Consider the following 22,642-nt stretch of genomic DNA (forward strand, 5'->3'; position numbering starts at 1 on the left):
GTTCAAGGGGGAGCGGGCACGTGGCGGACAAGTACGAGATCAGGCGGTTCAGGGCGGCGGAGAAGGATGCGCCCGACTACGCCCGGGGAACCGATTGGCTCCAGGCGGTGGGCTTCGGCTTCCACGACAGCCGCCGCAGCGACGAGTTCGTGGACAAGATCATGGCCATGTACCGGCGCGACGACCGCGAGCTGACTGGCGTCTACCAGACCGGCGACGTGGCACCGCATTCCCTGGCGGCGGACATTCCCGTGGCCACGTTCGGCACGCTCCGCAAGGACCTTAACGTCGGCTACGGCCGCCAGCTCCGGACGCACATGGTCACGGCCGTGACAGTGCGCGGGACGCACCGGCGCCAAGGCCTCCTGCGCCGCATGATGACCGAAGACCTCACCGCGGCGAAGGCGGAGGGGCTGGCGATGGCCGCGCTGACCGCGTCGGAGGGGTCGATTTACGGCCGGTTCGGTTACGGCGTCGCAACATCCGAGCGCAGCATCAAGGTGGACACCGGGCCCCGCTTCGGCCTCCGCCACGTGCCGTCGGGAACGGTGGAGATTGCCGACCGCAAGGTGCTCCTGGAGCTTGCCCCCGAAGTGTTCGAACGCGTCCACCGGAACACTCCCGGGTCGATCGTCCGGCAGGAGGCCTACCGGCAGAACGTCTCAGGGACAATCGGCCGTGACGGCAACGAAGACGAAGGCATCAAGTGCGCGCTGCACTATGACGCGGACGGAACCGTGGACGGCTACGTGTCCTACAAGTTCGCCGGCTGGGACACCAAACCGTACACCGTGGAGGTGGTGGACCTCGTGGCCGCCACCGACGCCGCGTACCTGGAACTGTGGCAGTTTCTCGGCAGCATCGACCTCATCCAGCGGGTCAGCTGGTCGGACGCTCCGGTGGACGATCCGCTGGTCTGGGCCCTGTCGGACCCTCGCTGCGTCGAAGCATCCGATCACAGGGACATGCTGTGGCTCCGGATCCTGGACAGTGTCGGCGCACTCGGCGCCAGGCGCTATCCGGTGGACGGCACTCTGGTCCTGGGCATTGAGGACCCGCTGGGCTTCGCCGGCGGCACCTTCATCCTTGACGCCAGGGGCGGCGAGGCCACCGTTTCCGCGGCGCCCACGGATACGCAGCCGGACCTGTCGATGGACGTGGCGGACCTTGCCTCCATTTACCTCGGCGCGGTCTGCCCCGTCACGCTGAAGGCTGCGGGCCGGATCCTGGAGCACACACCAGGTGCCGCACACCAAGCGCAGCTAATGTTCGCCGTCGAACGTGCGCCACACTGCCTGACGCATTTCTAGCGCTTTGACCCTGCTTCGCGCTTGCCACTAGAATAAACGGGCGTGTACTACGTGCACGTTTTTTCTTCAATCCACAAAATCAGGATGACCAGGCACTTCCCTGCGAGGTGCCCGCACCTGCGCCTGCGTTCCATAACGCAGGCGCGGCGGTTTGCCTGACCGACTAACTATCCACAACGGAGCCCCTACTACATGACCATCACCTCCACCGAGAAGCCCGGTACCCCCGTAGTCGCGATCAACGACATCGGTACCGCTGAGGACTTCCTCGCAGCTGTCGACGCCACCATCAAGTACTTCAACGACGGAGACCTCGTCGAAGGTACAGTCGTCAAGGTCGACCGCGACGAAGTTCTGCTCGACATCGGTTACAAGACCGAAGGTGTCATTCCCTCCCGCGAGCTGTCCATCAAGCACGACGTTGATCCCGGAGACGTCGTCTCCGTTGGCGATCAGGTCGAAGCCCTGGTGCTCACCAAGGAAGACAAAGAAGGCCGCCTGATCCTCTCCAAGAAGCGTGCTCAGTACGAGCGCGCCTGGGGCGACATCGAGAAGGTCAAGGAAGAAGACGGTGTTGTCACCGGTACCGTCATCGAGGTTGTCAAGGGTGGTCTTATCCTCGACATCGGTCTGCGCGGCTTCCTGCCCGCATCCCTCGTCGAGATGCGCCGTGTGCGCGACCTTGCTCCGTACATCGGTCAGCAGATCGAAGCCAAGATCATCGAGCTGGACAAGAACCGCAACAACGTTGTGCTGTCCCGCCGTGCATGGCTCGAGCAGACCCAGTCCGAGGTCCGCTCCACGTTCCTCAACAAGCTGGAAAAGGGCCAGGTCCGTCCCGGCGTCGTTTCCTCCATCGTCAACTTCGGTGCCTTCGTGGACCTGGGCGGCGTAGACGGCCTGGTTCACGTTTCCGAGCTGTCCTGGAAGCACATCGACCACCCGTCCGAGGTTGTCGAAGTTGGCCAGGAAGTCACCGTCGAGGTCCTCGAAGTCGACCTGGACCGCGAGCGTGTCTCCCTGTCGCTCAAGGCTACGCAGGAAGATCCGTGGCAGACCTTCGCCGGCACCCACGCTCTCGGCCAGGTTGTTCCGGGTAAGGTCACCAAGCTCGTTCCGTTCGGTGCGTTCGTTCGCGTCGAAGACGGCATCGAAGGCCTCGTTCACATCTCCGAGCTGGCTGTCCGCCACGTTGAGCTGGCTGAGCAGGTTGTCTCCGTTGGTGACGAGCTGTTCGTCAAGGTCATCGACATCGACCTCGAGCGCCGCCGCATCTCCCTCTCCCTCAAGCAGGCTAACGAGGGCGTTGACGCCGACAGCACCGAATTCGATCCCGCTCTGTACGGCATGGCCGCTGAGTACGACGAAGAGGGCAACTACAAGTACCCGGAGGGCTTCGACCCGGAGTCCAACGAGTGGCTTGAAGGCTACGAGAACCAGCGCGCAGCCTGGGAGCAGCAGTACGCTGACGCCCAGACCCGCTGGGAAGCACACAAGAAGCAGGTTGCCCAGCACGCTGCCGACGACGCTGCAGCTGCAACGTCCGGCGACAGCGACTCCGGCACCACCAGCTACTCCTCCGAGCCGGCTGCCACCGATTCCGGTGCAGGCACGCTTGCTTCGGACGAGGCTCTTGCCGCACTGCGCGAGAAGCTGACCGGCAACTAATTGCCCGCTGCTTATTTGGCTGGGCTGGCTGAACGCAGCCCAGCTGAACAGCAGTAAAAAGGTGGCCGTCCCCGAAAGGGGGCGGCCACCTTTTTGTCGCCGGCACTAGTGTTGTGCAGGCTGCCTGGATTGGCGGTGTCAGGCGGTCTGGCCGGCGTGCTCGCCTTCGGCGATCTCCTCCAGCACCTTGTTGTTGAAGGCCGGGAGGTCTCCCGGGTTCCGGCTGGTCACGAAGCCCTGGTCAACCACGACTTCCTGGTCGCTCCAGTTGGCGCCTGCGTTCCGAAGGTCCGTGGCCAGCGTGTGGTACGAGGTGAGGTTCCTGCCCTTCACGACGCCCGCATCGATGAGCAGCCACGGACCATGGCAGATGGCCGCCACGGGCTTGTGCTGTTCAAAGAAGCTGCGGGCAAACGCCTGCGCGTCCTTGTCCACCCTGAGGTGGTCGGCGTTCACCACGCCGCCCGGAATCACCAGGGCATGGAAGTCCAAGGCCTTGGCCTCCTTAAGGGGCAGGTCGACGTCGAAGGTATCGCCCTTTTCGACGCCCTCAAAACCCTGGAGTTTTCCGCTCTTCGGAGCCACCAGGACAGGCTCGCCGCCAGCGTTTTTGACGGCCTCCCACGGGCTGGTCAGTTCGACCTGCTCCACGCCGTCCGTCAGCAGGAACGCGACTCTCTTGCCGGTGATGTCGTGCTCTGACATACGTCCTCCTTTTCCGAGTGATGCCTTACAGATCCACCCTAGAAAAGCAGAAACTCATAAGCAAGCTGATTATTAGTTCGGCCTGCCGTCAGTGCGGGACGTCAATCCACTCCGTGCCCTCGCGCTGGAGGGCTGCGCTTCCCGCGGTCATGGCGGCCAGCCGTTCGGCGGCCGCCGCCAGGTCATGGGCCGCATCCGGCAGGGCGAGCCGCAACACCGTGGACTGGGCTTCGTAGCCGGTCTCCGCCATTGCGTAGCCAGCGCTGCGGAGATCGTTCTCGAGCCGCCCGGCCGCGCCGTGCGGTACCCGCACGGCACAAATGCGGAGCCGCCGGCGCTGCACCATTGGGGCCAACTCGAGCGCCGTGGAGACGGAATCGGAGTAGGCGCGGACCAGCCCGCCGGCACCCAGCAGTATCCCGCCGAAATAACGCACGACGACGGCGCTCACGTCGCTGAGGTCCGTCACCCCGGGCGCAGTTTCCCGCCGGAGAAGGGCCTCCAGCATGGGGATCCCGGCCGTGCCCGAGGGTTCACCGTCATCACTGGAGCGCTGGATGTCCCGGTCCGGCCCAAGCACGAAAGCCGAGCAGTGGTGCCGTGCGTCATGGAACTCACGGCGGAGTTCGGACACCAGGGCGCGGGCATCTTCTTCGGTCACCGCACGGCGCAGCACGGTGATGAACCGGGAGCGCTTGATCTCGATTTCGTGGCGGAATCCGTCCCCCGCAGCCAAGGTGGTGAAGGCCGACGTCCTGCTCTGTTGCTCTTGCACCGCCCAAGTCTAGTCCGGGCGTGGGCCCACGCCGCCAGGGTTCCCTGGGCGAGCGGAGCGAGGTTGGGGGTGCGGTGGGTGGGCCCACGCCGCCAGGGTTCCCTGGGCGAGCGGAGCGAGGTTGGGGGTGCGGTGGGGACTAGTCTTGGGGAGTGTTGAAGATTGGGTTGACGGGCGGCATCGCCTCGGGGAAGTCGCTGGTGGCAACACGCCTGGCGGAGCTGGGGGCTGTGCTCGTCGACGCCGACGCGATCGCCCGCGAAGTCGTGGAACCGGGCACTCCCGGCCTTGCCGCCGTCGTGGACGCGTTCGGCCCGGAGATCCTCGACGGCGAGGGCAGGCTCGACCGGCCGCGCCTCGGTGCCATCGTGTTTCAGCAGCCGGAACGGCGTGCGGAGCTCAACGGCATCGTCCATCCGCTGGTCCGGGAACGCGCCGCGGCGGTGATAGCGGCCGCGGCGGAGGACGCGGTGGTGGTGCAGGACATCCCGCTGCTGGTGGAAACCGGGCAGCAGAGGAACTTCCACCTCGTTCTGGTGGTGGATGCGCCCGAGGCTGTCCGGCTGCAGCGCATGACTGAGCACCGTGGAATGACTGAAGCGGATGCCCGTTCGCGGATGGCCGCCCAGGCGTCCCGGCAGGACCGGCTCGCCGCAGGGGATGTGGTCCTCACCAACTCGGGGACCCGCGAGGAGCTGCTGGCCGCGGTGGACGGGCTGTGGAACGGGCGGCTGGTGCCTTTCGCGCGGAACATCAGCCAGGGAGCAGTGGCCGCCCGCAGCGGCGCGCCCGTCCTGGCTGCGCCGAACCCCGACTGGCCGCGCCAGGCTGCCGGGCTGGCCGAGCGGCTGAAGGTAGCGGCGCCGGATGACGTCCTGGCTGTGGACCACATCGGGTCGACGGCGGTGCCCGGCCTCGAGGCGAAGGACGTCATTGACCTGCAGCTCGCGGTCCCGGACCTCGCGACGGCAGACCGGATTGCGCCCCTGCTGGGTGCCGCGGGGTTCCCGCTCTGGCCGGGCATCCTGATGGACAGCCCCCACGGGCGGCCCGATCCCGCTGCCTGGTCCAAGCGCCTGCACGGTAACGCCGATCCCGCGCGTCCGGTAAATCTCCATATCCGGGTGGCAGGTTCTCCGGGCTGGCGCTTCGCCCTCTGCTTCCGCGACTGGCTGCGCGCCGACCCGGCCGCGCGGGAGGAATATGCAGCGGAGAAGCGCCGGATGGCAGCCCTGCACGCCTCCGACGCCAACACCTCCGGCTATGCGGACGACAAGGAAGCCTGGTTCCGCGACGTCGCGGCTCCCGGAATGGAACGGTGGGCCGAAAGCAGCGGCTGGCAGCCGCCGTCGTACGTTTCCACCTCCGCCAACGCGGCCCAGGGCTGACAGGTACAGCCCAAAGCTGAATCAGGGGGTTACTGTCAGTGACCGGCGGTAGATTAGACCCATGAGTCTTGCGCAGGAGATCAACCGCGTCGTTGCCCCCTTCGAGGTCATCAGCGAGTTCCAGCCGGCCGGTGACCAGCCGGCTGCCATCGCCGAACTTACCGAACGCATCAGGAACGGTGAAAAGGACGTGGTTCTGCTGGGCGCCACGGGCACCGGCAAGAGCGCCACGACGGCGTGGCTGGTGGAACAGGTGCAGCGGCCCACGCTGGTGATGGTCCAGAACAAGACCCTCGCGGCGCAGCTGGCCAACGAGTTCCGCGAGCTGCTGCCCAACAATGCGGTGGAATACTTCGTCTCGTACTACGACTACTACCAGCCCGAGGCCTATGTGGCGCAGACGGACACCTTCATCGAGAAGGACTCCTCCATCAATGAGGAAGTGGAGCGCCTGCGCCACTCAGCCACCAACGCCCTGCTGACCCGCCGCGACGTCATCGTGGTGGCCACCGTGTCCTGCATTTACGGCCTCGGCACCCCCGAAGAGTACATCGCCGGGATGGTCACCCTCCGCAAGGGGGACGAGATGAACCGCGACGACCTCCTGCGGAAATTCGTGTCCATGCAATACGTGCGCAATGACATGGACTTTCACCGGGGCACCTTCCGTGTCCGCGGCGACACCGTGGAGATCATCCCCATGTACGAGGAACTGGCCATCCGGATCGAGTTCTTTGGTGACGAGATTGAGAACATCCACACGCTGCATCCGCTGACCGGTGAGGTGATCCGGGACGAGGAGGAAATGTACGTCTTCCCGGCCTCGCACTATGTCGCCGGTCCCGAGCGCATGGCCAGGGCAATCAAGCGGATCGAGGACGAGCTCGCCGACCGGCTGAAGGTCCTGGAAAGCCAGAACAAACTCGTCGAAGCCCAGCGGCTGCGGATGCGCACCACCTACGACCTCGAGATGATGCAGCAAATGGGCTTCTGCAACGGCATCGAGAACTACTCCGTACACATCGATGGCCGTGACCCCGGTACGGCTCCGCACTGCCTCCTTGATTATTTCCCTGATGACTTCCTGCTGGTGATCGATGAATCCCACGTCACCGTCCCGCAGATCGGCGCCATGTACGAAGGCGACATGTCCCGGAAGCGAAATCTGGTGGACTTCGGGTTCCGGCTGCCCTCCGCCATGGACAACCGCCCACTTAAGTGGGACGAATTCCTCCAGCGCGTAGGCCAGACTGTCTACTTGTCCGCCACGCCCGGCAAGTACGAACTCGGCAAGGCCGACGGCTTTGTCCAGCAGATCATCCGCCCCACCGGTCTGATCGACCCCGAGGTGGTGGTCAAGCCCACCAAGGGTCAGATCGATGACCTGCTCGGCGAAATCAAGACGCGGACAGAGAAGGACGAACGTGTCCTTGTCACTACGCTTACCAAGCGGATGGCCGAGGACCTGACCGACTACCTTCTTGGCCACGGCGTGAAGGTGGAGTACCTGCACTCGGACGTGGACACCCTGCGGCGCGTGGAGCTGCTCCGCGAACTCCGGATGGGCACGTTCGACGTCCTGGTGGGCATCAACCTGCTCCGGGAAGGCCTGGACCTGCCAGAGGTCTCGCTGGTGAGCATTCTGGACGCTGACAAGGAAGGCTTCCTGCGGTCGTCCACCTCGCTGATCCAGACCATCGGCCGTGCCGCACGTAACGTCTCCGGACAGGTGCACATGTACGCCGACCGCATCACGGACTCCATGGCCCACGCCATCGAGGAGACCAACCGGCGCCGCGCCATCCAGGTGGCGTACAACACGGAAAGAGGCATCGATCCGCAGCCGCTGCGGAAGAAGATCGCCGACATCACGGACCAGCTGGCCAAGGAAGACGCCGACACCCATGCGCTGTTGGGAAGCTTCGACTACGGCAAGGGCAAGCGCGGTATTACCTCGGCGGCCAAGCCCGGTGCCAAGGATGGCAAGGGGGCCAAGAAAGGCGCTGCTATCGTCCGGGCAGACGGGCTGGCCGCCGCGCCCGCCGAGGACCTGGTGGGACTGATCGAGCAACTGACCGAGCAGATGCACGGAGCGGCAGCCGAGCTGCAGTTCGAGGTGGCTGCGCGGATCCGCGATGAGGTTTCCGAACTCAAGAAGGAACTGCGCCAGATGCAGTCCGCCGGTCACGCCTGAGGCTGGCGTAGATGCGGCCGGCACGGGGGCGCGCCGTCATCTGGCGCGCCGGGCGCCGCCTCTAGGGTAAAGTTGAGGTCACGTAGGGGAGTATCCCAAGCGCTACGAACGTCAACACGCAGGGCACAGATGCCCTGCCGGGCGTAGCGGGCAGCCACATCAGCACCAAGTGCACAGGTTCGCCGGAGAGACTTACACCGGTTTTTTGTACCCTGCGAAAGGCATTTTTGTGGAACTTCCCGTCTGGTTCGAGGTCGGCTCGTTCGTCGTCCTCGGCATCATCCTCCTTATGGACCTGCTTCTGGTAGTGCGCCGTCCGCACGAACCCTCCATGAAGGAAGCCGGCCTCTGGGTGGCCTTCTACGTGGCACTGGCCCTCGTGTTCGCCGGTGCCATGTTCATGTTCACGGGACCTGAGTACGGCAGCCAGTTCGTGGCCGGCTGGGTGACTGAGTACAGCCTCAGCATCGACAACCTGTTTGTCTTCATCATCATCATGGCCCGCTTCTCGGTGCCTCGTAAGTACCAGCAGGAAGTCCTGATGGTGGGCATCATCATCGCGCTGATTCTGCGCGGCATCTTCATCATGCTGGGCGCCATCGTGATCGAGCAGTTCAGCTGGGTCTTCTACATCTTCGGAGCCTTCCTGCTGTGGACCGCCTGGAAGCAGGCCCAGGACGAGGGCGAAGACGAAGAGGACAAAGAGAACGCCCTCATCAGCAAGCTCCGCAAGGTCATCCCCATGTCCGAGAAGTTCGACGGCGGCAAGCTGCGCACCACCGTGGACGGCAAGAAGGTCTTCACCCCGATGGTGATCGTCTTCATCACCATCGGCATGACCGACCTGCTGTTCGCCGTCGACTCCATCCCGGCAATCTTCGGTCTGACGCAGAGCGCCTTCATCGTCTTCACCGCGAACATCTTCGCCCTGATGGGCCTGCGGCAGCTGTACTTCCTGCTCGGCGGCCTGATGAACCGCCTCATTTACCTGAAGCACGCCCTGTCCATCATCCTGGCCTTCATCGGCGTGAAGCTGATCCTGCACGCCATGCACGTCAACGAACTGCCCTTCATCAACGGCGGCCACCACATCGAATGGGCCCCGGAAATCCCGACGTATGTGTCCCTCGCGGTCATCATCGGCACCATCATCATCGCCGTGATCGCCAGCCTGGTGACCTCCGGCGCGCAGCAGGCCAAGCTGGACGCCCGCCTCGAAGAGGACGCCCGGAAGAGCCTGAGCGACGTCGACTAGGTTTTACTGATCCGTTTCAGCAGAAAGCAACCCCGGCCACCTGGTGGCCGGGGTTGCTTTCTTTTGGGGCTTCGTTCGTGGGGCAGGCTCTGCCCGCGGGGCTTAAGTGTGCGTTCGCGCTGGTCTCAGCGGGCTGCGCGGACCATGCCGAGCAGGCGACCGAAGATGGCCTCACCGTCGTCGGCGATGCCGTCGTGGTGGAACTCTCCGGTTTCCCAGGTCTTCAGCTTGCGGACAGCGGTGGCGGTCTCCATGGAGAGCCCGTGGTCCACGTAAATATCGTGGCGGTAGACGGCGGCGGCCGCCGGCACGATGTTGGCGGCCAATTGGGCCGTGTCGTAGAGCGGCTTCCAGTCAGCCTTGGCCGCCAGCAGTTCCGCCACATCCTTGAGTGGACTCAGGGCGGGATCCTGCTCGAAGTACCAGGGGTAGACCATCTCGCCGGTCAGGAGTATCTCGGCAGCGTCCGGGCTGAACTCGGGGAACTCTTCAAGGATCCGCCAGGCCGCCCAGCCCGTGGCCGTGCCCTGGCCGTAGATGGATTCGTGCATTAGCGCGTACAGGGGGTTGGCTGCGCGCGAGACCAGGCCGCGGACCTGCTCCAGGAACGGGTCTGAGAGCCGTGGACCTTCTGGTGTCTCCACGAAGGCGTCCTCCAGCAGGTTGTGCAGGTTGTCCACCCGGGTGTTCCCGCCGAGGAAGGATCCCACCATCTGGAACCTTTCCACGGTGAGGGGGGACCCGTCGGGGAGTTGTTCCGCCGTGCTGCGAAGATGATTGGTGACCCGGTTTACGGTTTCCCGGTCCTCGGGGTACCAGCCGAAGTATTCTGCGTTGCGGGCTGCCACCCGCTTAAAGGTCTCGCGGTAGACCCGGTCGGGGGACCCGGTCAGCGGAGCAAGCCCGCCGGTGATCAGCACCTCGCGGAGGCCGGTGGGCGCGAACGACAGGTAGGTCAGCGCGCAGAAGCCGCCGTAGCTCTGCCCGTAGACGGTCCACGGCTCGGCACCGAGAGCCTGGCGGATGAGCTCGGCGTCGGCAACGATCGAGTCGGCACGGAAGTGCTCGAGGTACCTCGCTTGTGCCGCCGCATCCCCACGCAGCGGCAGGGTGTTGCGGTCAATGGGGGAGGACAGCCCGGTTCCCCGCTGGTCCAGCATCAAAATGCGGAAGTCCTTTGCAGCTGCCTTGCTCCAGCCGCCCAGAGACGCGAAGCGGTTGCCCCGCCCGCCGGGGCCGCCCTGCAGGTACAGGATCCACGGCAGGTCAGCCGCCTCGGCCTCGCTGTGCTCGGCGGACACATACTCGCGGGCGAAGACTGTGATGGTCTCTGCCCCGTCTTCCCCATCTTCCCCGTCCGGGCCGGCAAAATGGTCCAGCGGTAGCGTGAAGTAGTGTTCCGCCGTGCGCATGCCGCGGAACTTGTGCCGGGCACGGACTGTATGGAACGGGTCCTTGCGCACAGTGGTGTCCAGCGTTGCCTCAGCCATGGACACCGGCCTCGCTGCGGCTGCCGAATTCGGCCAGCGCCGTTCCGGTCAGCCGGAACGTGGACCATTCCTCCATGGGGAACGCACCGAGCTTCCGGTAGAAGTTGATGGACGGTTCGTTCCAGTCCAGGACGCTCCATTCGACGCGCGCGTAGCCACGTTCGACGGCGGTCGCCGCCAGATGCTGCAAAAGGGCCTTCCCGTGGCCCTCGCCGCGTGCCTCAGGGGTGACGTAGAGGTCCTCCAGGTAGATCCCGTGGACGCCCTCCCAGGTTGAGTAGTTCAGGAACCAGAGTGCGAAGCCACGCACCTCGCCGTCCTCGTTCTCGGCCATATTGGCATACACGCGCGGGTCGCTGCCGAAGAGCACCTCGGTGAGCATCTCGGGGGTGTTGCGGACGGCCTCCGGCTCCTTTTCGTAGACAGCCAGCTCGTGGATCAGCTGCAGGATTACGGGAACGTCGGCGGGTGTGGCAGGACGGATTACACTCATGGGTTCGAGCTTACTGCGTCCGGGCTTGCCGGATCAGGCCAGCGGCATGCCGGCAGGATGCCGGCTGCGTATAGGCTGTTGATTCCAATGACCTATCAACAGTGCAGCGACCCTTCCGGAGACGGTGTGCAAATGCCGGCAGACCCGGATATTAGCCGGCTTCTTCTGGCTGCGGTCAATCTGTCCGCCGTCGACCTTGGCCAGTCCGACACGTTGGAGGAGAACGAGCGTCAGCGGGCGGCGTCATTCGGCTCGGGGATTCAGCGGGACAGGTTCCTGGCCGGGCGCATTGCGTTGCGTCGCCACGCTGCCGAGGCGGCTGGGACCGGGGCCGGAGCACTGCGGGCCGACTACGTCTGCCGGGAGTGCACCCGGGACGACCATGTGCATGGAATGCCCCGGTACCAGGCCGGCCCTTCCGGGCAGACCGTCCTGGCGAGCCTGAGCCGCGCGGGGGACTGGTGCCTCCTGGCCGCGACAACCGACGAACAGGTGCTGGGAGTCGGTGTGGACCTCGAGGGCAGCACCGCCGCAGGTTTCGACGGGTTCGGACAAGTTGCACTTTCGGCGCGGGAGCGGGAACTGCTGGAGAGTGTGGAGCCGGCGCTCCGGCCCGGCCTCCAGACACGCCTGTGGACACGCAAGGAGGCAGTACTCAAAGCCCTCGGCAGGGGGTTGGCGGCCATCGATCCGAGCCTCGTGGACGTTGCCGGTCCCGTTCCGCTGCTGCCGGCCTTTCTGCAGGATCCGGGCGTGCCTGTGGTGGGGGACCGTGATGGCGGCTGCCGTCGTTGGCTGGTCGAGGCCGTGAATCCGGGCTCAGTGGGGCTGCCGGATTCCTTCACTGCGGTAGTGGCATTGGTCATGCAGCCTCGGCGTTAGACCGCAGCCCCGGGCCCGCCGTCAGTCAGGGCGAGGCAGCATCGCGAAGGCAACCGTCACATAGCCCAAGGCACCCGCCATCTCGTGCAGCAACTGCCGGTCGATGTTTGAAATGTCGTCGCAAGCCCTGTGGTAGCACGGATCGTGCTCGTTGTTCTCAACGCCGCCGAACTCCTGGACCTGTTCTGCCGTCTTCCCGTCTTCGTCTCCGGTGAACAGACCGCCCGAGGGGATGCCGGCTTTCAGGAAGGGATCGTAGTCGGAGTCGCCATCTTCAAATTCCGTGGGCTCGGTCGCCAATCCATTCTGAGCGAAATAGTCCAGGAAGGTGCGCTCGATTACGTCCGAGCCGGCCGGACCGACAACTCCGAAGCTTGAGCCATCACCGTCGTGGACGAACCGTCCGCCGTTGGGCGATGCGACCATATCCAGGTTCAGGTTCAGCATGGTCTGCGTGTTTTCCTGGATGCTGAGCGAGTCTACATAGTGTTTGGAGCCCAGCAGATCCACCTCTTCGGCGCCCCAGAAAGCGAAACGCACCCGGTTCTTCGGCTGAATGCCCGTTTCGGTTATCCAGCGGGCCGTTTCGAGGAGGGCGGCCACACCGCTGCCGTTGTCATTGATTCCGGGGCCCCTACGGACAGAGTCCAAGTGCCCGCCCACCACGATGGTGTGGGTCGGGTCGCCCGCGGTATCCGCAAGGATATTGAAAGTCTCGACGTCAGCGTCGTCATCCCGATAGGTAAACACCTGCCGGACGGGCTTGTACCCGGCTGCGCGCAGCTGTTCCTCCACGTACCGGGCTGAGGCTTCATAGCCCGACGTGCCGGAAGCACGGTTTCCTCCCGCGCCGTCCGCGACCTTCTGCAGTGCCTCGAGGTGCTTCATCAGGTTCCTGCCGGCGAACGCGGCATGTACCTGGCTGGCCTTTGCCTTCGGTGCGGCGGCGACAGCTTCCGGCGCTGCCGGGGGCCCCGGCTGGTCCGGCTGGGCCGGTGACTGCGGCGATTTCTCCGCCGGCAAGGTCACGGCCGGTGGCGGCTGGATCGGGTTTCTCGCGGCCGGGGACGAACATGCCGGCAACAGCAGGGCGAGAGCAGCAATAACGGCTGCTGCTGTGTTCCTTGGGAGCCGGCGCCTCGTGCGGAACGCGTCCATGGTTGAAAACTACCGCTTGCTTTGAGACCTCGAAAGGCTTCCGGCAAGAGTCAGGTAGAGCCCGTCACAAAGCCCGAGGAGTGCAAGTAAGTAAGTACTCACCTGGGTAGGGATGCAGGTACTCGAAGTGGTTGCGGTGGGCCACGAAACCTGCCTAGGGTCGAAGCAGCAGGTTTGAAGGCTTATCCCGGGGTACTAGCGGTGGGGAAGCCGGGTATTGCTGCTGGGGGAAATAGCGGTGACCGCAGTGTTCCTTTCGTGCCGCTCTGCGCGGCACTTCTTGAAAAGTGATTCTGGTCCGGACGCAGACGTCCGCCACCCTTCGCACACAAGCTGGCAGGAACATGGCAGGAACATCCCCAACCCTGACCAAGCTCATGGCAGGGGAACGAGTAAGAACATGCCGATTATCAAGGATCCGCACCTGTTCAACGAGCAGAGCCTGTTCGTCGACCTGGAAGGGGTGCTCGGCTGCCGCCTCTATCTGAAGATCGAGGGGTTCAATTTTGCCGGCTCTATCAAGCTCAAGCCCGCGCGGGAGATGGTTGAGCGCGCCGAGCGGGAGGGGCTGATCGGCCCCGGCTCCATCCTCGTGGAGTCCTCCTCGGGAAACCTCGGCGTCGCGCTCAGCATGATCGCCGCCAGCAAGGGATACCGCTTCGTGTGTGTTATCGATCCGCGCTGCAATCTGGCAACCCGGCAACTCATGGAGTCGCTCGGGGCACAGGTGGACCTGGTCACCGAACCGGATCCCGTCGACGGCTTCCTCGGAGCCCGGCTCAACCACGTGCAGGACCTGTGCGCGTCCGACGCGCGGTACATCTGGCTCAACCAATACACCAATCCCGGCAACTGGGGCGCGCACTACCGCTGGACTGCCCCCGAGATCTCCAATCAGTTCCCCGAACTGGACGTGCTGTTCGTGGGAGCCGGGACAACAGGGACCTTGATGGGTTGCGCGCGGTACTTCCATGAGCACCGGCCCGAAGTCCGGATTGTCGCCGTCGACGCCGCAGGATCAGTTTCGTTCGGCGGCCAGCCGGCCACCCGCCTGATCCCGGGACTCGGCATGAGCGTGCGGCCGCCGCAGCTCGACGAGTCCTTAATTGATGACGTGGTGATGGTCGAAGAACTGGACACGGTGCGCGCCTGCCACCGCCTCGCGGCTGCCGGCTTCATGCTCGGTGGCTCCACCGGGACCGTGGTCCACGGCGCCACGTCCTGGCTCGCCGACCACGCCGCCCAGGACCTGACGGCGGCGGCCATCTCCCCGGACATGGGCCGTCCCTACCTGGACACTGTCTACAACCCTGACTGGGTGCACGATCATTTCGGGGCCGAAGCGCTGGCAACCGCCGATTTGACAGCGGCTCCGGGCCGACGGTCCGACCCGGTGTCGGCAGCACAGCACCCAGCACCCGTACCCGTGGGCAATTACGTCGCCACCGCCGCACTAGGGAATTACGTGCAGTGAAAATGCGTCTCGACAACCTACAGGGCGCTCCGCGTTCCACATCTACCATCAATCCCCCCATTCCTGAGACAACCGCGGCTCCGGCCGGGAACGGCTCACCAGCCACTCCGGCCAAGGTTACGGCCGTTGCCTTGGAGCGCAGGCTGGCGGATCTTCTCGCATCTGTGGTGAAGAAGGACGACGTCCCCGTGGACGCCAACTTCTTCTACGAACTGGGCGCGGACTCGCTGGTCATGGCGCAGTTCTGCGCCCGCGTGCGCAAGCAGCCGGACTTGCCTGCCGTGTCGATCAAGGACATCTACCAGAACCCAACGATCTCGGCGCTGGCCGCGGCCCTGGCACCGGCGGAAGAGGCGTCGGCGACGGTGCAGGTGCAGGAACGGTTGGCAGAGGTGCTGTCCGGCGTGCTGGACATGGAGCATGTGCCAGTGGATGCCGATTTCTTCCAGGACCTGGGCGCGGACTCGCTGGTCATGGCTAAGTTCTGCGCCCGCGTTCGCAAACAGCCGGACCTGCCCCAGGTGTCCATCAAGGACATCTACCAGAACCCAACGATCTCGGCGCTGGCCGCGGCCCTGGCACCGGCGGAAGAGGCGCCCGCACAGGTGCAGGTGCAGGACCGGTTGGCGGAGGTGCTGTCCGGCGTGCTCGGCGTCGAGCAGGTCGCGGTGGGCGATGACTTCTTCCATGACCTGGGCGCGGACTCGCTGGTCATGGCTAAGTTCTGCGCCCGGGTACGCAAACAGCCGGACCTGCCCCAGGTGTCCATGAAGGAGATCTATAGCAACCCGAATATCTCCGCACTGGCAGCGGCTCTGCAGGTCCCCTCACAGCAGGAACGGCTGCCGGAGTCCTCGCCGGTTGCGGCTTCGGTGCCGGTGGTTCCTGCGCCCATGGACGCACGGACCTGGGAGTACGTCGCCTGTGGCGCCCTGCAGGTTCTCGTCTATCTTGGCTATTGCCTCCTTGCTGGCTGGCTCGCGGTCGTGGGCTACCTGTGGATATTCCCGGAAGCGGGGCCGGGTAACCACGATTGGTTGGGCCACGGGATGAACCTGTTGGAGATCTACCTGCGCTCGATCGCCTTCGCGGGGGCGACGTTCGTGCTGCTAAGTATCCTCCCGGTGGCCGCGAAGTGGATGATCATCGGGCGCTTCCGGCCGCAGGAGATCCGTATCTGGAGCCTGTCGTACTTCCGGTTCTGGCTGGTCAAGACCCTGATGCGAACCTCACCCCTGTCGCTGATGGCTGGTTCGCCGCTGACAACCTTCTATCTGCGGGCCATGGGTGCCAAGGTGGGCCGCAACGTGACGATCCTGACCAAGCGCCTGCCGGTCTGCACCGACCTGCTCACGATCGGGGAGGGTACGGTGATCCGCAAGGACGTGATCGCAAGCGGCTACCGGGCCCACGGCGGCGTCATCCAGTTGGGCGCGGTGACGCTGGGCCGTGACGTGGTCGTCGGCGAGGGCAGCATCCTGGACATTAACACGGCTATGGGGGACGGCTCGCAGTTGGGCCACCGGTCCAGTTTGTACGCTGGCCAGGCCGTTCCCCGGGACGAGCGCTGGCACGGTACGCCGGGCAGGCGCACGGACGTGGACTTCCGCACGGTTGAGGCCACGCCCTACCGGCCCTGGCGCCGGGGATGGTTCGCCTTCACTCAGTTTTTGAGTGCGCTCGGGTTGGGCCGGGTCATGCTGACCATAGCCATCGCCCTGGCCGTCCTGGCGTTTCCGCGCGTGGCGGCGCTGTTGGAGCCGCAGCCGTTGGCGTTCGCTGACTGGTCCTTCTACGCCCACGCTGTTGGCCTCGCCGGCCTGACTGTCTTCGGTGGAACGGTCGCGGCGTTGGTCCTCGTAACGACTGTGCCGCGGCTGCTCAACCTCGCTCTGAAGCCCGACACGGTGTATCCGCTGTTCGGCCTGCGTGACGCGGCGGCGCGGGCGGTGACAAGGTTGAGCAACAATGCCATGCTTGGAGGGTTGTTCGGCGACAGCTCGTATGTTGTGAACTACCTGCGGGCCATCGGGTACGACCTGGGGCAGGTCCAGCAGACCGGTTCGAACATGGGCACGGTGTTCAAGCACGACAACCCTTTCCTTTCCTCGATCGGCACCGGCACGATGATCGCCGACGCGGTGTCGTTTATGAACGCCGACTACTCGCCGACGTCGTTCAAGGTCAGTCGGGCGGCGATCGGCGCGCACAACTTCCTTGGCAACGGCGTTTTCTTCCCGGCCGGGGCAAGGACCGGGGACAACTGCCTGCTCGCGACCATGGTGGCGGTCCCCATCGACGGACCGGTGCGCCATGACGTGGGTTTGCTCGGGTCCCCGCCGTTCGAGATCCCCCGCTCGGTCCTGCGCGATGCCCTGCCCGAGGAACTTACGCACCGTGCGCAGTTCCGGCGGGATTTGGCGGCCAAGAACAGGCACAACCTGCGCACGATGGCCCTCGTGATGCTGGTGCGGTGGCTCAACCTCTCGCTGGCCATGATCATCATGTTCGCCGCCCTTGACCTGTCTGACCAGTTCGGTTTCCTTGCCGTGAGCGCGTCGTTTGTCGTGGTGCTCCTGATTTCCTTGCTTGTCCCCAGCGGCATCGAGCACATCGTGACGCGCTCCGGGCGGCTTCAGCCACAGCTCTGCTCCATCTACTACCCATATTTCTGGTGGCACGAGCGGTACTGGAAGCTGCAGATGCCGAGCAGGCAGCTGGGCATCCTGGACGGGACGCCGTTCAAACCGCTGGTCTGGCGTCTGCTCGGGGTGCGGATCGGGTCCCGGGTCTTCGACGACGGCTGCGCGTTCCCGGAGCGGGGCCTGGTGACGGTCGGCTCCCGCTGCACACTGAACGCCGGCTCCGCGGTGCAGTGCCATTCCCAGGAGGACGGAATGTTCAAGACCGGCCGCACCGTCCTTGGGGACGGCGTCACGCTCGGCGTCGGCTGCGTTGTCCACTACGGCGTGACCGCAGAAGACGGTGCCGTCGTCACCACCGACTCCTTCGTGATGAAGGGGACGACTCTCCCCCGGGGAACCGTGTGGGGCGGCAACCCGGCCGAAGAGGCCCCGGCTGCCGCCATGTCCCCCCTCCCGCTGGAAAGGGCCCTGTCATGACCACCACCTCTGCGGTGACCTGTCGCACCGCCGACCGCCCGTCGGGCCCGGACAAGGAACGGACCGCTCCCGCGGGTGCCGCGCCGACGGCGATTCCCAGGTGGGCGCAGGAGCGGTTGCCGGGTCGGGGGCGGATCGAAGTGGCTGTGCCCGAGGACCTGCGCCAGGCCGTGCAAACGCTGGCCCAGAGCCTGCAGGTGCCTCCCGTCTCGGTCTGGCTGGCAGCCCATGCACGGGTGCTCCAGGCGTTGTCCGGCGAAACAGAGGTCACGACCGGCTGCAAGGACGCCTCGGGGACGTGGCCCTGCGAACTCGATCTGCGTGTAGGTTCATGGCATGCGCTGGTCTCATCGGCGCGCACCCGGCAGGTCCGGGCCCGCGCCGAGGGGGCCGGGGGGCCGCAGGCGGGGCGGCCGCCGGCTTCCGGAACATACGAGGTGGTATTCAGCACCGACCCTGACGAGGATTCCGGGCTCGCGGAAGGCCTCGTTCTGGGAGTGTCCCTCCGCGCCGCCGCGGGTGGCGAAGCTTTGAGCCTGCGCTACCGCCGCGACGTCCTCGACGAGGACGCAGCCCTCCGGATCGCCGGCTATCACCTGAGCGCAGTCCGCCATCTGCTCGCCGACCCTGGGTCGGACCCCGGCGACGCAGACCTCGTCGGTCCCGAGGAGCGGCGCCTGCAACTGGAACAGCTGGCCGGAGCCGTGCGGCCCCGGCCCCAGCGGCGTTTCCACGAGCTGTTCGAGGAGCGCGTCCGGCAGCATCCCGGGCGCATCGCGGCGGTCCAGGACACGCGGGAGTGGACGTACGCGGAGCTGAACGCCCGCGCCAACCGGTTGGCCCGGGCTTTGCTCGCGCGAGGTTTGCGGGCGGAGGACATCGTGGCGGTCGTCGCCGAACGGGACCTGGAGTGGATGGCCGCCGTCATCGGCATCTTCAAGGCCGGAGGCGCCTACCTGCCGATTGAGCCGCACTTCCCGGCCGACCGAATCGCCAGAACGCTCACGCGGGCCGGGGCCCGGGCAGTGCTCACCGAAGGCGGCAGCACCACCACCCTCGATGAGGCACTGGAAGGAATGCCTGCAGTGACGAAGCTTCTGTTCGAGGACATCGAGGCCGAGGGGCACCCCGCCGGCGACCTCGGCCTGGAGATTCGTCCCGATCAGCTCGCTTACGTCTATTTCACCTCCGGGTCCACTGGCGAGCCGAAAGGCGCGATGTGCGAGCACGGCGGCATGGTGAACCACCTGTACGCCAAGATTGAGGACCTGGGGATCCGCGCCGGGGACGTCGTCGCCCAGACAGCCCCCCAATGCTTCGACATCTCGCTGTGGCAACTGGTCTCGGCGCTGCTCGTCGGCGGCCGCACACTCATCGTCGGGCAGGACCGCATCCTCGACGTCGAGCGGTTCATCGATACGGTGGAACGGGGCGCGGTGGCGGTCTTCCAGGTCGTCCCGTCGTATCTGGACGCCGTGGTGGCGTACCTGGGCGGCAAGCCCCGGCCCTTACCGCACCTCCGCTGCGTCTCGGCGACAGGGGAGGCTCTCAAGCGTGAGCTGGTCCGCCGCTGGTTCGACGTGATGCCGAACGTCAAGCTGGTCAACGCCTACGGGCTAACGGAAACCTCCGACGACACAAACCACGAAGTGATGAGTGCAGCGCCCGCGGGCGGCTCCGTGCCACTGGGCCCGCCAATCCCGAACGTCCGGATCCACATCCTCGACGAGCGGCAGCGGCTTGTGCCGCTGGGAGCGCCGGGCGAGATCGCCTTCTCCGGGGTGTGCGTGGGCCGCGGCTACATCAACGACCCGGAGCGCACTGCACAGGCCTACTCCACCGATCCCTATGTGGACGGCGCGCGGCTCTACCGGGCCGGCGACTACGGCCGCTGGTCCCCGGACGGCAAGCTGGAATACCTGGGCCGGCGGGACAACCAGGTCAAGATCTCCGGGTTCCGGATCGAGATCGGCGACATCGAGAACGCGCTGTTGCGGGTTCCCGGAGTCCGCGACGGCGCCGTCGTCGTCGGCGAGGGTTCCGGGCAGTCCAAGTTCCTGATGGCCTTCTACTCCGGTAACCGCCAGCTCGAGGTCGACGAAATCCGCAACGAGATGGCCGCGCGGGTACCGGGCTACATGGTTCCGTCGGCGTACAGGTGGCAGGAGAGCCTGCCCCTGACCGGCAACGGAAAAATCGACCGGAAGGCCTTGACCCGCATGGCGCGGGAGGTCGTTCCCGAAGCAGGCGCCGCCACGGAACCCCTTTCAGGCACTGAGCAGCTGCTCGCCGAAGCATGGGCGACGGTGCTCGGCCTGCCGGTGGGCCGGATCGGCGGGCAGGACTCGTTCTTTGCACTGGGCGGCACGTCGCTGTCCGCGGTGAAGCTCGCCGTCCTGCTTAAGCGCGCATTGTCGATCAAGGACATCATGCAGACGCCCATCCTGGCGGACCTGGCGGCCCTGCTCGAAGCCTCGTCCCTGACCGGCGCTGCTGTTCCGTCCGCCCCACGCGCGGCGGGATCCGCGGCGGAGCCCGCCTCCATGGCCCCGGTGGGAGGACCGGTTGGCCACTCCCACCAGCTACCCATGAAACGAAAGGACTTCTGATGTCATCTCCTACACCCAGGATCCAATTCGACGTGGAACGCCAAGCCGGACATGCGCCGATCCTCACCGTCGAGGATGGCCACGACCCCGCGCGGTGGGCCGAAGCGAACCGTGGGGCGCTGCGTGCGGCGGTGGATGAGTACGGCGCCGTCCTGGTCCGCGGCCTGGGCCTCCGCGATCCAGCCGAAGTGGCCGCTACCTTCCAGCAGCTGGTTCCGGGCGGGCTCATGCCGGACCGGGAGGCTTTCGCCGCGAGGCAGCCCTACCTGGACGGCGTGTACTCATCCCTGACGTGGCCGGCGAACCAGCCCATGTGCATGCACCACGAGCTCAGCTACGCGCTCGAGTTCCCCGGCCTGATGCTCTTCGCCTGCCTCCAGGCACCCAGCGTCGGTGGGGTGACCGGTGTGGCGGACGCCCGCGCCGTGCTCGATGCCATACCCCTGGACATCGTCCGGCGGTTCGAAAAGGAGGGATGGCTGCTCGCCCGCAGCTACAACGAAGACATCGGTGCCACCTACGAGGAGGCGTTCGGTGTCTCGGACCGCGCCGACGTCGAGAACTACTGCCGCGCGCACAAGATCGAGTTCGAGTGGCAGGGCGACGGGGAGCTGCGCACCCGGCAACGGCGCCCCGCCGTGGTCCGGCACCCGGTGACCGGCCAGCGCTGCTGGTTCAACCAGGTGGCGTTCCTGAGCGAATGGACGATTGCGCCGGAGGTGCGGGAGTACCTCGTGGACGTCTACGGTCCCGACGGGCTACCCTTCAACACCCGCTTCGGCAACGGTGAGCCGATCGAGGAGGACATCATTGCCCTCCTGAACGAGGTCTACGAGGCCCACACTCTTCGAACCCCCTGGGAGACGGGGGACCTCATGCTGGTCGACAACGTCCGCATGGCGCACAGCCGCGAGGCCTATGAGGGGCCTCGGGAGATTCTTGTCGGTATGGCCGAGCCGCGCAACATTTTCGATCTCGATACGCACACCCAGGACGGTTCCAGATGACAAAACTCGCCACTTCCCCAGCCGCAGCGGCCGCAGAGCCGAAGACGGTTCCGCCCTTCGCGGTGATTTCAGGGACCCAGGTGCAGCAGGTGCTCCAGGGCCGGGAAAAGCAGGTCGTCGAGCTGGTCGAGCAGACCTACCGGGTGCACGCAGCCGGAGACTCGGTGAACCCGCCGTCCTATTTCCTGCGTTTCCCGGACCGGCCCACCTCGCGCATCATCGCCCTGCCGGCCTCGATCGGCGGACAGGTGGAGGTTGACGGCATTAAGTGGGTCTCCAGCTTTCCGGACAACGTGTCGTCGGGGATTCCGCGCGCCTCAGCAGTGTTGATCCTCAACGACCGGGTGACGGGCTACCCCTTCGCCTGCATGGAGGGCTCCATTATCAGCGCCTCCAGGACGGCCGCATCGGCTGCCGCGGCGGCCGACTGGCTCAGCCGGGGCCGCGGGCGTCCAAGAAGGGTCGGGTTCTTCGGCACTGGCCTCATTGCCCGCTACATCCACACCTTCCTGAAGGCCACCGACTGGTCCTTCGACGAGATCGGGGTGTTCGACCTCTCGGGTGAGAGCGCGGAGGGTTTCAAAGGCTATCTCGAGCGCAGCGGCACCGGAGCCCGGGTGACCGTGCACGACGGCCCCGAGCAGCTGATCAGAAGCAGCGACCTCGTCGTGTTCGCCACCGTGGCGGGCCAGCCGCACGTGCACGATACGACGTGGTTCGCGCACAACCCGCTGGTGCTGCACGTGTCCCTGCGCGACCTGGCCCCCGAGATCCTGCTGGCCTCGACCAACATCCTCGACGACATCGAGCACTGCCTGAAAGCCGGGACGTCCGCGCATCTCCTGGAGCAGATGACCGGTAACAGGGACTTCGTGGACGGCACCCTGGCCGACGTCATGGAAGGCAAGGTCCCGCCGTCGGACGACCGCCCCATCGTGTTCTCGCCGTTCGGCCTCGGCGTGCTCGACCTGGCAGTGGGCAAATACGTCTACGACGAACTCGCCCGCAGCGGCCAGCTCCGGGTGCTCGAGGACTTCTTTTCCGAGTTGCGTCGGTACGGCTGATCCGGCGGAGCAACCACGCTCATCGGTTCGCACTCAATGAGGAGTGAC

General features: G+C 65.6%; 16 protein-coding genes. 11 read left to right on the forward strand and 5 right to left on the reverse strand.

Features of this window, described 5'->3' with window-relative positions; genetic code table 11:
• The first annotated feature begins 20 nt into the window (after positions 1-20).
• Positions 21-1,310, forward strand: coding sequence for a GNAT family N-acetyltransferase (locus ARGLB_RS18655; RefSeq protein WP_003805508.1), 1,290 nt, complete (start codon positions 21-23; stop codon positions 1,308-1,310).
• A gap of 192 nt (positions 1,311-1,502) precedes the next feature.
• Positions 1,503-2,978, forward strand: coding sequence for a 30S ribosomal protein S1 (gene rpsA, locus ARGLB_RS18660; RefSeq protein WP_003805509.1), 1,476 nt, complete (start codon positions 1,503-1,505; stop codon positions 2,976-2,978).
• Positions 2,979-3,116: 138 nt separating this feature from the next.
• Here rpsA and ARGLB_RS18665 read toward each other — a convergent pair whose 3' ends face one another.
• A complete protein-coding gene (locus ARGLB_RS18665) occupies positions 3,117-3,683 on the reverse strand; it encodes a type 1 glutamine amidotransferase domain-containing protein (protein WP_003805511.1) in 567 nt (188 codons plus the stop codon).
• Between the two features lie 88 nt (positions 3,684-3,771).
• A complete protein-coding gene (locus ARGLB_RS18670) occupies positions 3,772-4,458 on the reverse strand; it encodes a YigZ family protein (RefSeq protein ID WP_043419777.1) in 687 nt (228 codons plus the stop codon).
• A 152-nt stretch (positions 4,459-4,610) separates the two neighbouring features.
• On the opposite strand from ARGLB_RS18670, the gene coaE reads away from it, so the two are divergent.
• The 3 genes from coaE to ARGLB_RS18685 all read left to right on the forward strand — a co-directional run bounded on the left by coaE (position 4,611) and on the right by ARGLB_RS18685 (position 9,295).
• The gene (gene coaE, locus ARGLB_RS18675) at positions 4,611-5,846 is read left to right on the forward strand and encodes a dephospho-CoA kinase (protein WP_043419779.1); all 1,236 of its coding nucleotides are present in this window, start codon (positions 4,611-4,613) and stop codon (positions 5,844-5,846) included.
• A gap of 61 nt (positions 5,847-5,907) precedes the next feature.
• On the forward strand, positions 5,908-8,040 hold the full coding sequence (gene uvrB / locus ARGLB_RS18680; RefSeq protein ID WP_003805517.1) for an excinuclease ABC subunit UvrB: 2,133 nt from the start codon (positions 5,908-5,910) through the stop codon (positions 8,038-8,040).
• A 229-nt stretch (positions 8,041-8,269) separates the two neighbouring features.
• Positions 8,270-9,295: a TerC family protein gene (locus tag ARGLB_RS18685; protein ID WP_003805519.1), complete on the forward strand. Its 1,026-nt coding sequence runs from the start codon at positions 8,270-8,272 to the stop codon at positions 9,293-9,295.
• 125 nt (positions 9,296-9,420) lie between these two features.
• Here the strand turns inward: ARGLB_RS18685 and ARGLB_RS18690 are convergent, their stop codons facing one another.
• The gene (locus ARGLB_RS18690; RefSeq protein ID WP_003805521.1) at positions 9,421-10,785 is read right to left on the reverse strand and encodes an alpha/beta fold hydrolase; all 1,365 of its coding nucleotides are present in this window, start codon (positions 10,783-10,785) and stop codon (positions 9,421-9,423) included.
• Positions 10,778-11,278 (reverse strand): GNAT family N-acetyltransferase, encoded by a 501-nt coding sequence (locus ARGLB_RS18695; protein ID WP_003805522.1) that lies wholly within the window; start codon positions 11,276-11,278, stop codon positions 10,778-10,780. Before ARGLB_RS18695 ends, ARGLB_RS18690 begins: the two co-directional genes overlap by 8 nt.
• Positions 11,279-11,410: 132 nt before the next feature.
• Between ARGLB_RS18695 and ARGLB_RS18700 the strand changes: the two genes are divergently transcribed.
• The gene (locus ARGLB_RS18700) at positions 11,411-12,160 is read left to right on the forward strand and encodes a 4'-phosphopantetheinyl transferase family protein (protein WP_175305026.1); all 750 of its coding nucleotides are present in this window, start codon (positions 11,411-11,413) and stop codon (positions 12,158-12,160) included.
• A gap of 21 nt (positions 12,161-12,181) precedes the next feature.
• Here ARGLB_RS18700 and ARGLB_RS18705 read toward each other — a convergent pair whose 3' ends face one another.
• On the reverse strand, positions 12,182-13,048 hold the full coding sequence (locus ARGLB_RS18705; protein ID WP_139023409.1) for a M20/M25/M40 family metallo-hydrolase: 867 nt from the start codon (positions 13,046-13,048) through the stop codon (positions 12,182-12,184).
• 670 nt (positions 13,049-13,718) lie between these two features.
• Here ARGLB_RS18705 and sbnA point away from each other — a divergent pair.
• From sbnA to sbnB, 5 genes are all read left to right on the forward strand, one after another.
• The gene (gene sbnA / locus ARGLB_RS18710; RefSeq protein WP_003805528.1) at positions 13,719-14,792 is read left to right on the forward strand and encodes a 2,3-diaminopropionate biosynthesis protein SbnA; all 1,074 of its coding nucleotides are present in this window, start codon (positions 13,719-13,721) and stop codon (positions 14,790-14,792) included.
• A gap of 131 nt (positions 14,793-14,923) precedes the next feature.
• Complete coding sequence (locus tag ARGLB_RS18715) at positions 14,924-17,914, forward strand: Pls/PosA family non-ribosomal peptide synthetase (protein ID WP_245531571.1); 2,991 nt, start codon at positions 14,924-14,926, stop codon at positions 17,912-17,914.
• On the forward strand, positions 17,911-20,523 hold the full coding sequence (locus ARGLB_RS18720; RefSeq protein WP_003805532.1) for a non-ribosomal peptide synthetase: 2,613 nt from the start codon (positions 17,911-17,913) through the stop codon (positions 20,521-20,523). The genes ARGLB_RS18715 and ARGLB_RS18720 overlap by 4 nt, the downstream gene beginning before the upstream one ends.
• Positions 20,523-21,530, forward strand: coding sequence for a TauD/TfdA family dioxygenase (locus ARGLB_RS18725; RefSeq protein ID WP_003805534.1), 1,008 nt, complete (start codon positions 20,523-20,525; stop codon positions 21,528-21,530). Before ARGLB_RS18720 ends, ARGLB_RS18725 begins: the two co-directional genes overlap by 1 nt.
• A complete protein-coding gene (gene sbnB, locus ARGLB_RS18730) occupies positions 21,527-22,594 on the forward strand; it encodes a 2,3-diaminopropionate biosynthesis protein SbnB (RefSeq protein ID WP_003805536.1) in 1,068 nt (355 codons plus the stop codon). The genes ARGLB_RS18725 and sbnB overlap by 4 nt, the downstream gene beginning before the upstream one ends.
• The last annotated feature ends 48 nt before the right edge of the window (positions 22,595-22,642 follow it).

The sequence above is a fragment of the Arthrobacter globiformis NBRC 12137 genome (assembly GCF_000238915.1).
In the GTDB taxonomy this organism is placed as follows: domain Bacteria; phylum Actinomycetota; class Actinomycetes; order Actinomycetales; family Micrococcaceae; genus Arthrobacter; species Arthrobacter globiformis.

What these genes read in the sequence shown, in the direction of transcription:
- rpsA (WP_003805509.1), top strand. Translation starts at nt 1,503, where the DNA reads ATGACCATCACCTCCACCGAGAAGCCCGGTACCCCCGTAGTCGCGATC.
- ARGLB_RS18665 (WP_003805511.1), bottom strand. Translation starts at nt 3,683, where the DNA reads ATGTCAGAGCACGACATCACCGGCAAGAGAGTCGCGTTCCTGCTGACG.
- uvrB (WP_003805517.1), top strand. Translation starts at nt 5,908, where the DNA reads ATGAGTCTTGCGCAGGAGATCAACCGCGTCGTTGCCCCCTTCGAGGTC.
- ARGLB_RS18690 (WP_003805521.1), bottom strand. Translation starts at nt 10,785, where the DNA reads ATGGCTGAGGCAACGCTGGACACCACTGTGCGCAAGGACCCGTTCCAT.
- ARGLB_RS18695 (WP_003805522.1), bottom strand. Translation starts at nt 11,278, where the DNA reads ATGAGTGTAATCCGTCCTGCCACACCCGCCGACGTTCCCGTAATCCTG.
- ARGLB_RS18700 (WP_175305026.1), top strand. Translation starts at nt 11,411, where the DNA reads ATGCCGGCAGACCCGGATATTAGCCGGCTTCTTCTGGCTGCGGTCAAT.
- ARGLB_RS18705 (WP_139023409.1), bottom strand. Translation starts at nt 13,048, where the DNA reads ATGAAGCACCTCGAGGCACTGCAGAAGGTCGCGGACGGCGCGGGAGGA.
- sbnA (WP_003805528.1), top strand. Translation starts at nt 13,719, where the DNA reads ATGCCGATTATCAAGGATCCGCACCTGTTCAACGAGCAGAGCCTGTTC.
- ARGLB_RS18720 (WP_003805532.1), top strand. Translation starts at nt 17,911, where the DNA reads ATGACCACCACCTCTGCGGTGACCTGTCGCACCGCCGACCGCCCGTCG.
- ARGLB_RS18725 (WP_003805534.1), top strand. Translation starts at nt 20,523, where the DNA reads ATGTCATCTCCTACACCCAGGATCCAATTCGACGTGGAACGCCAAGCC.
- sbnB (WP_003805536.1), top strand. Translation starts at nt 21,527, where the DNA reads ATGACAAAACTCGCCACTTCCCCAGCCGCAGCGGCCGCAGAGCCGAAG.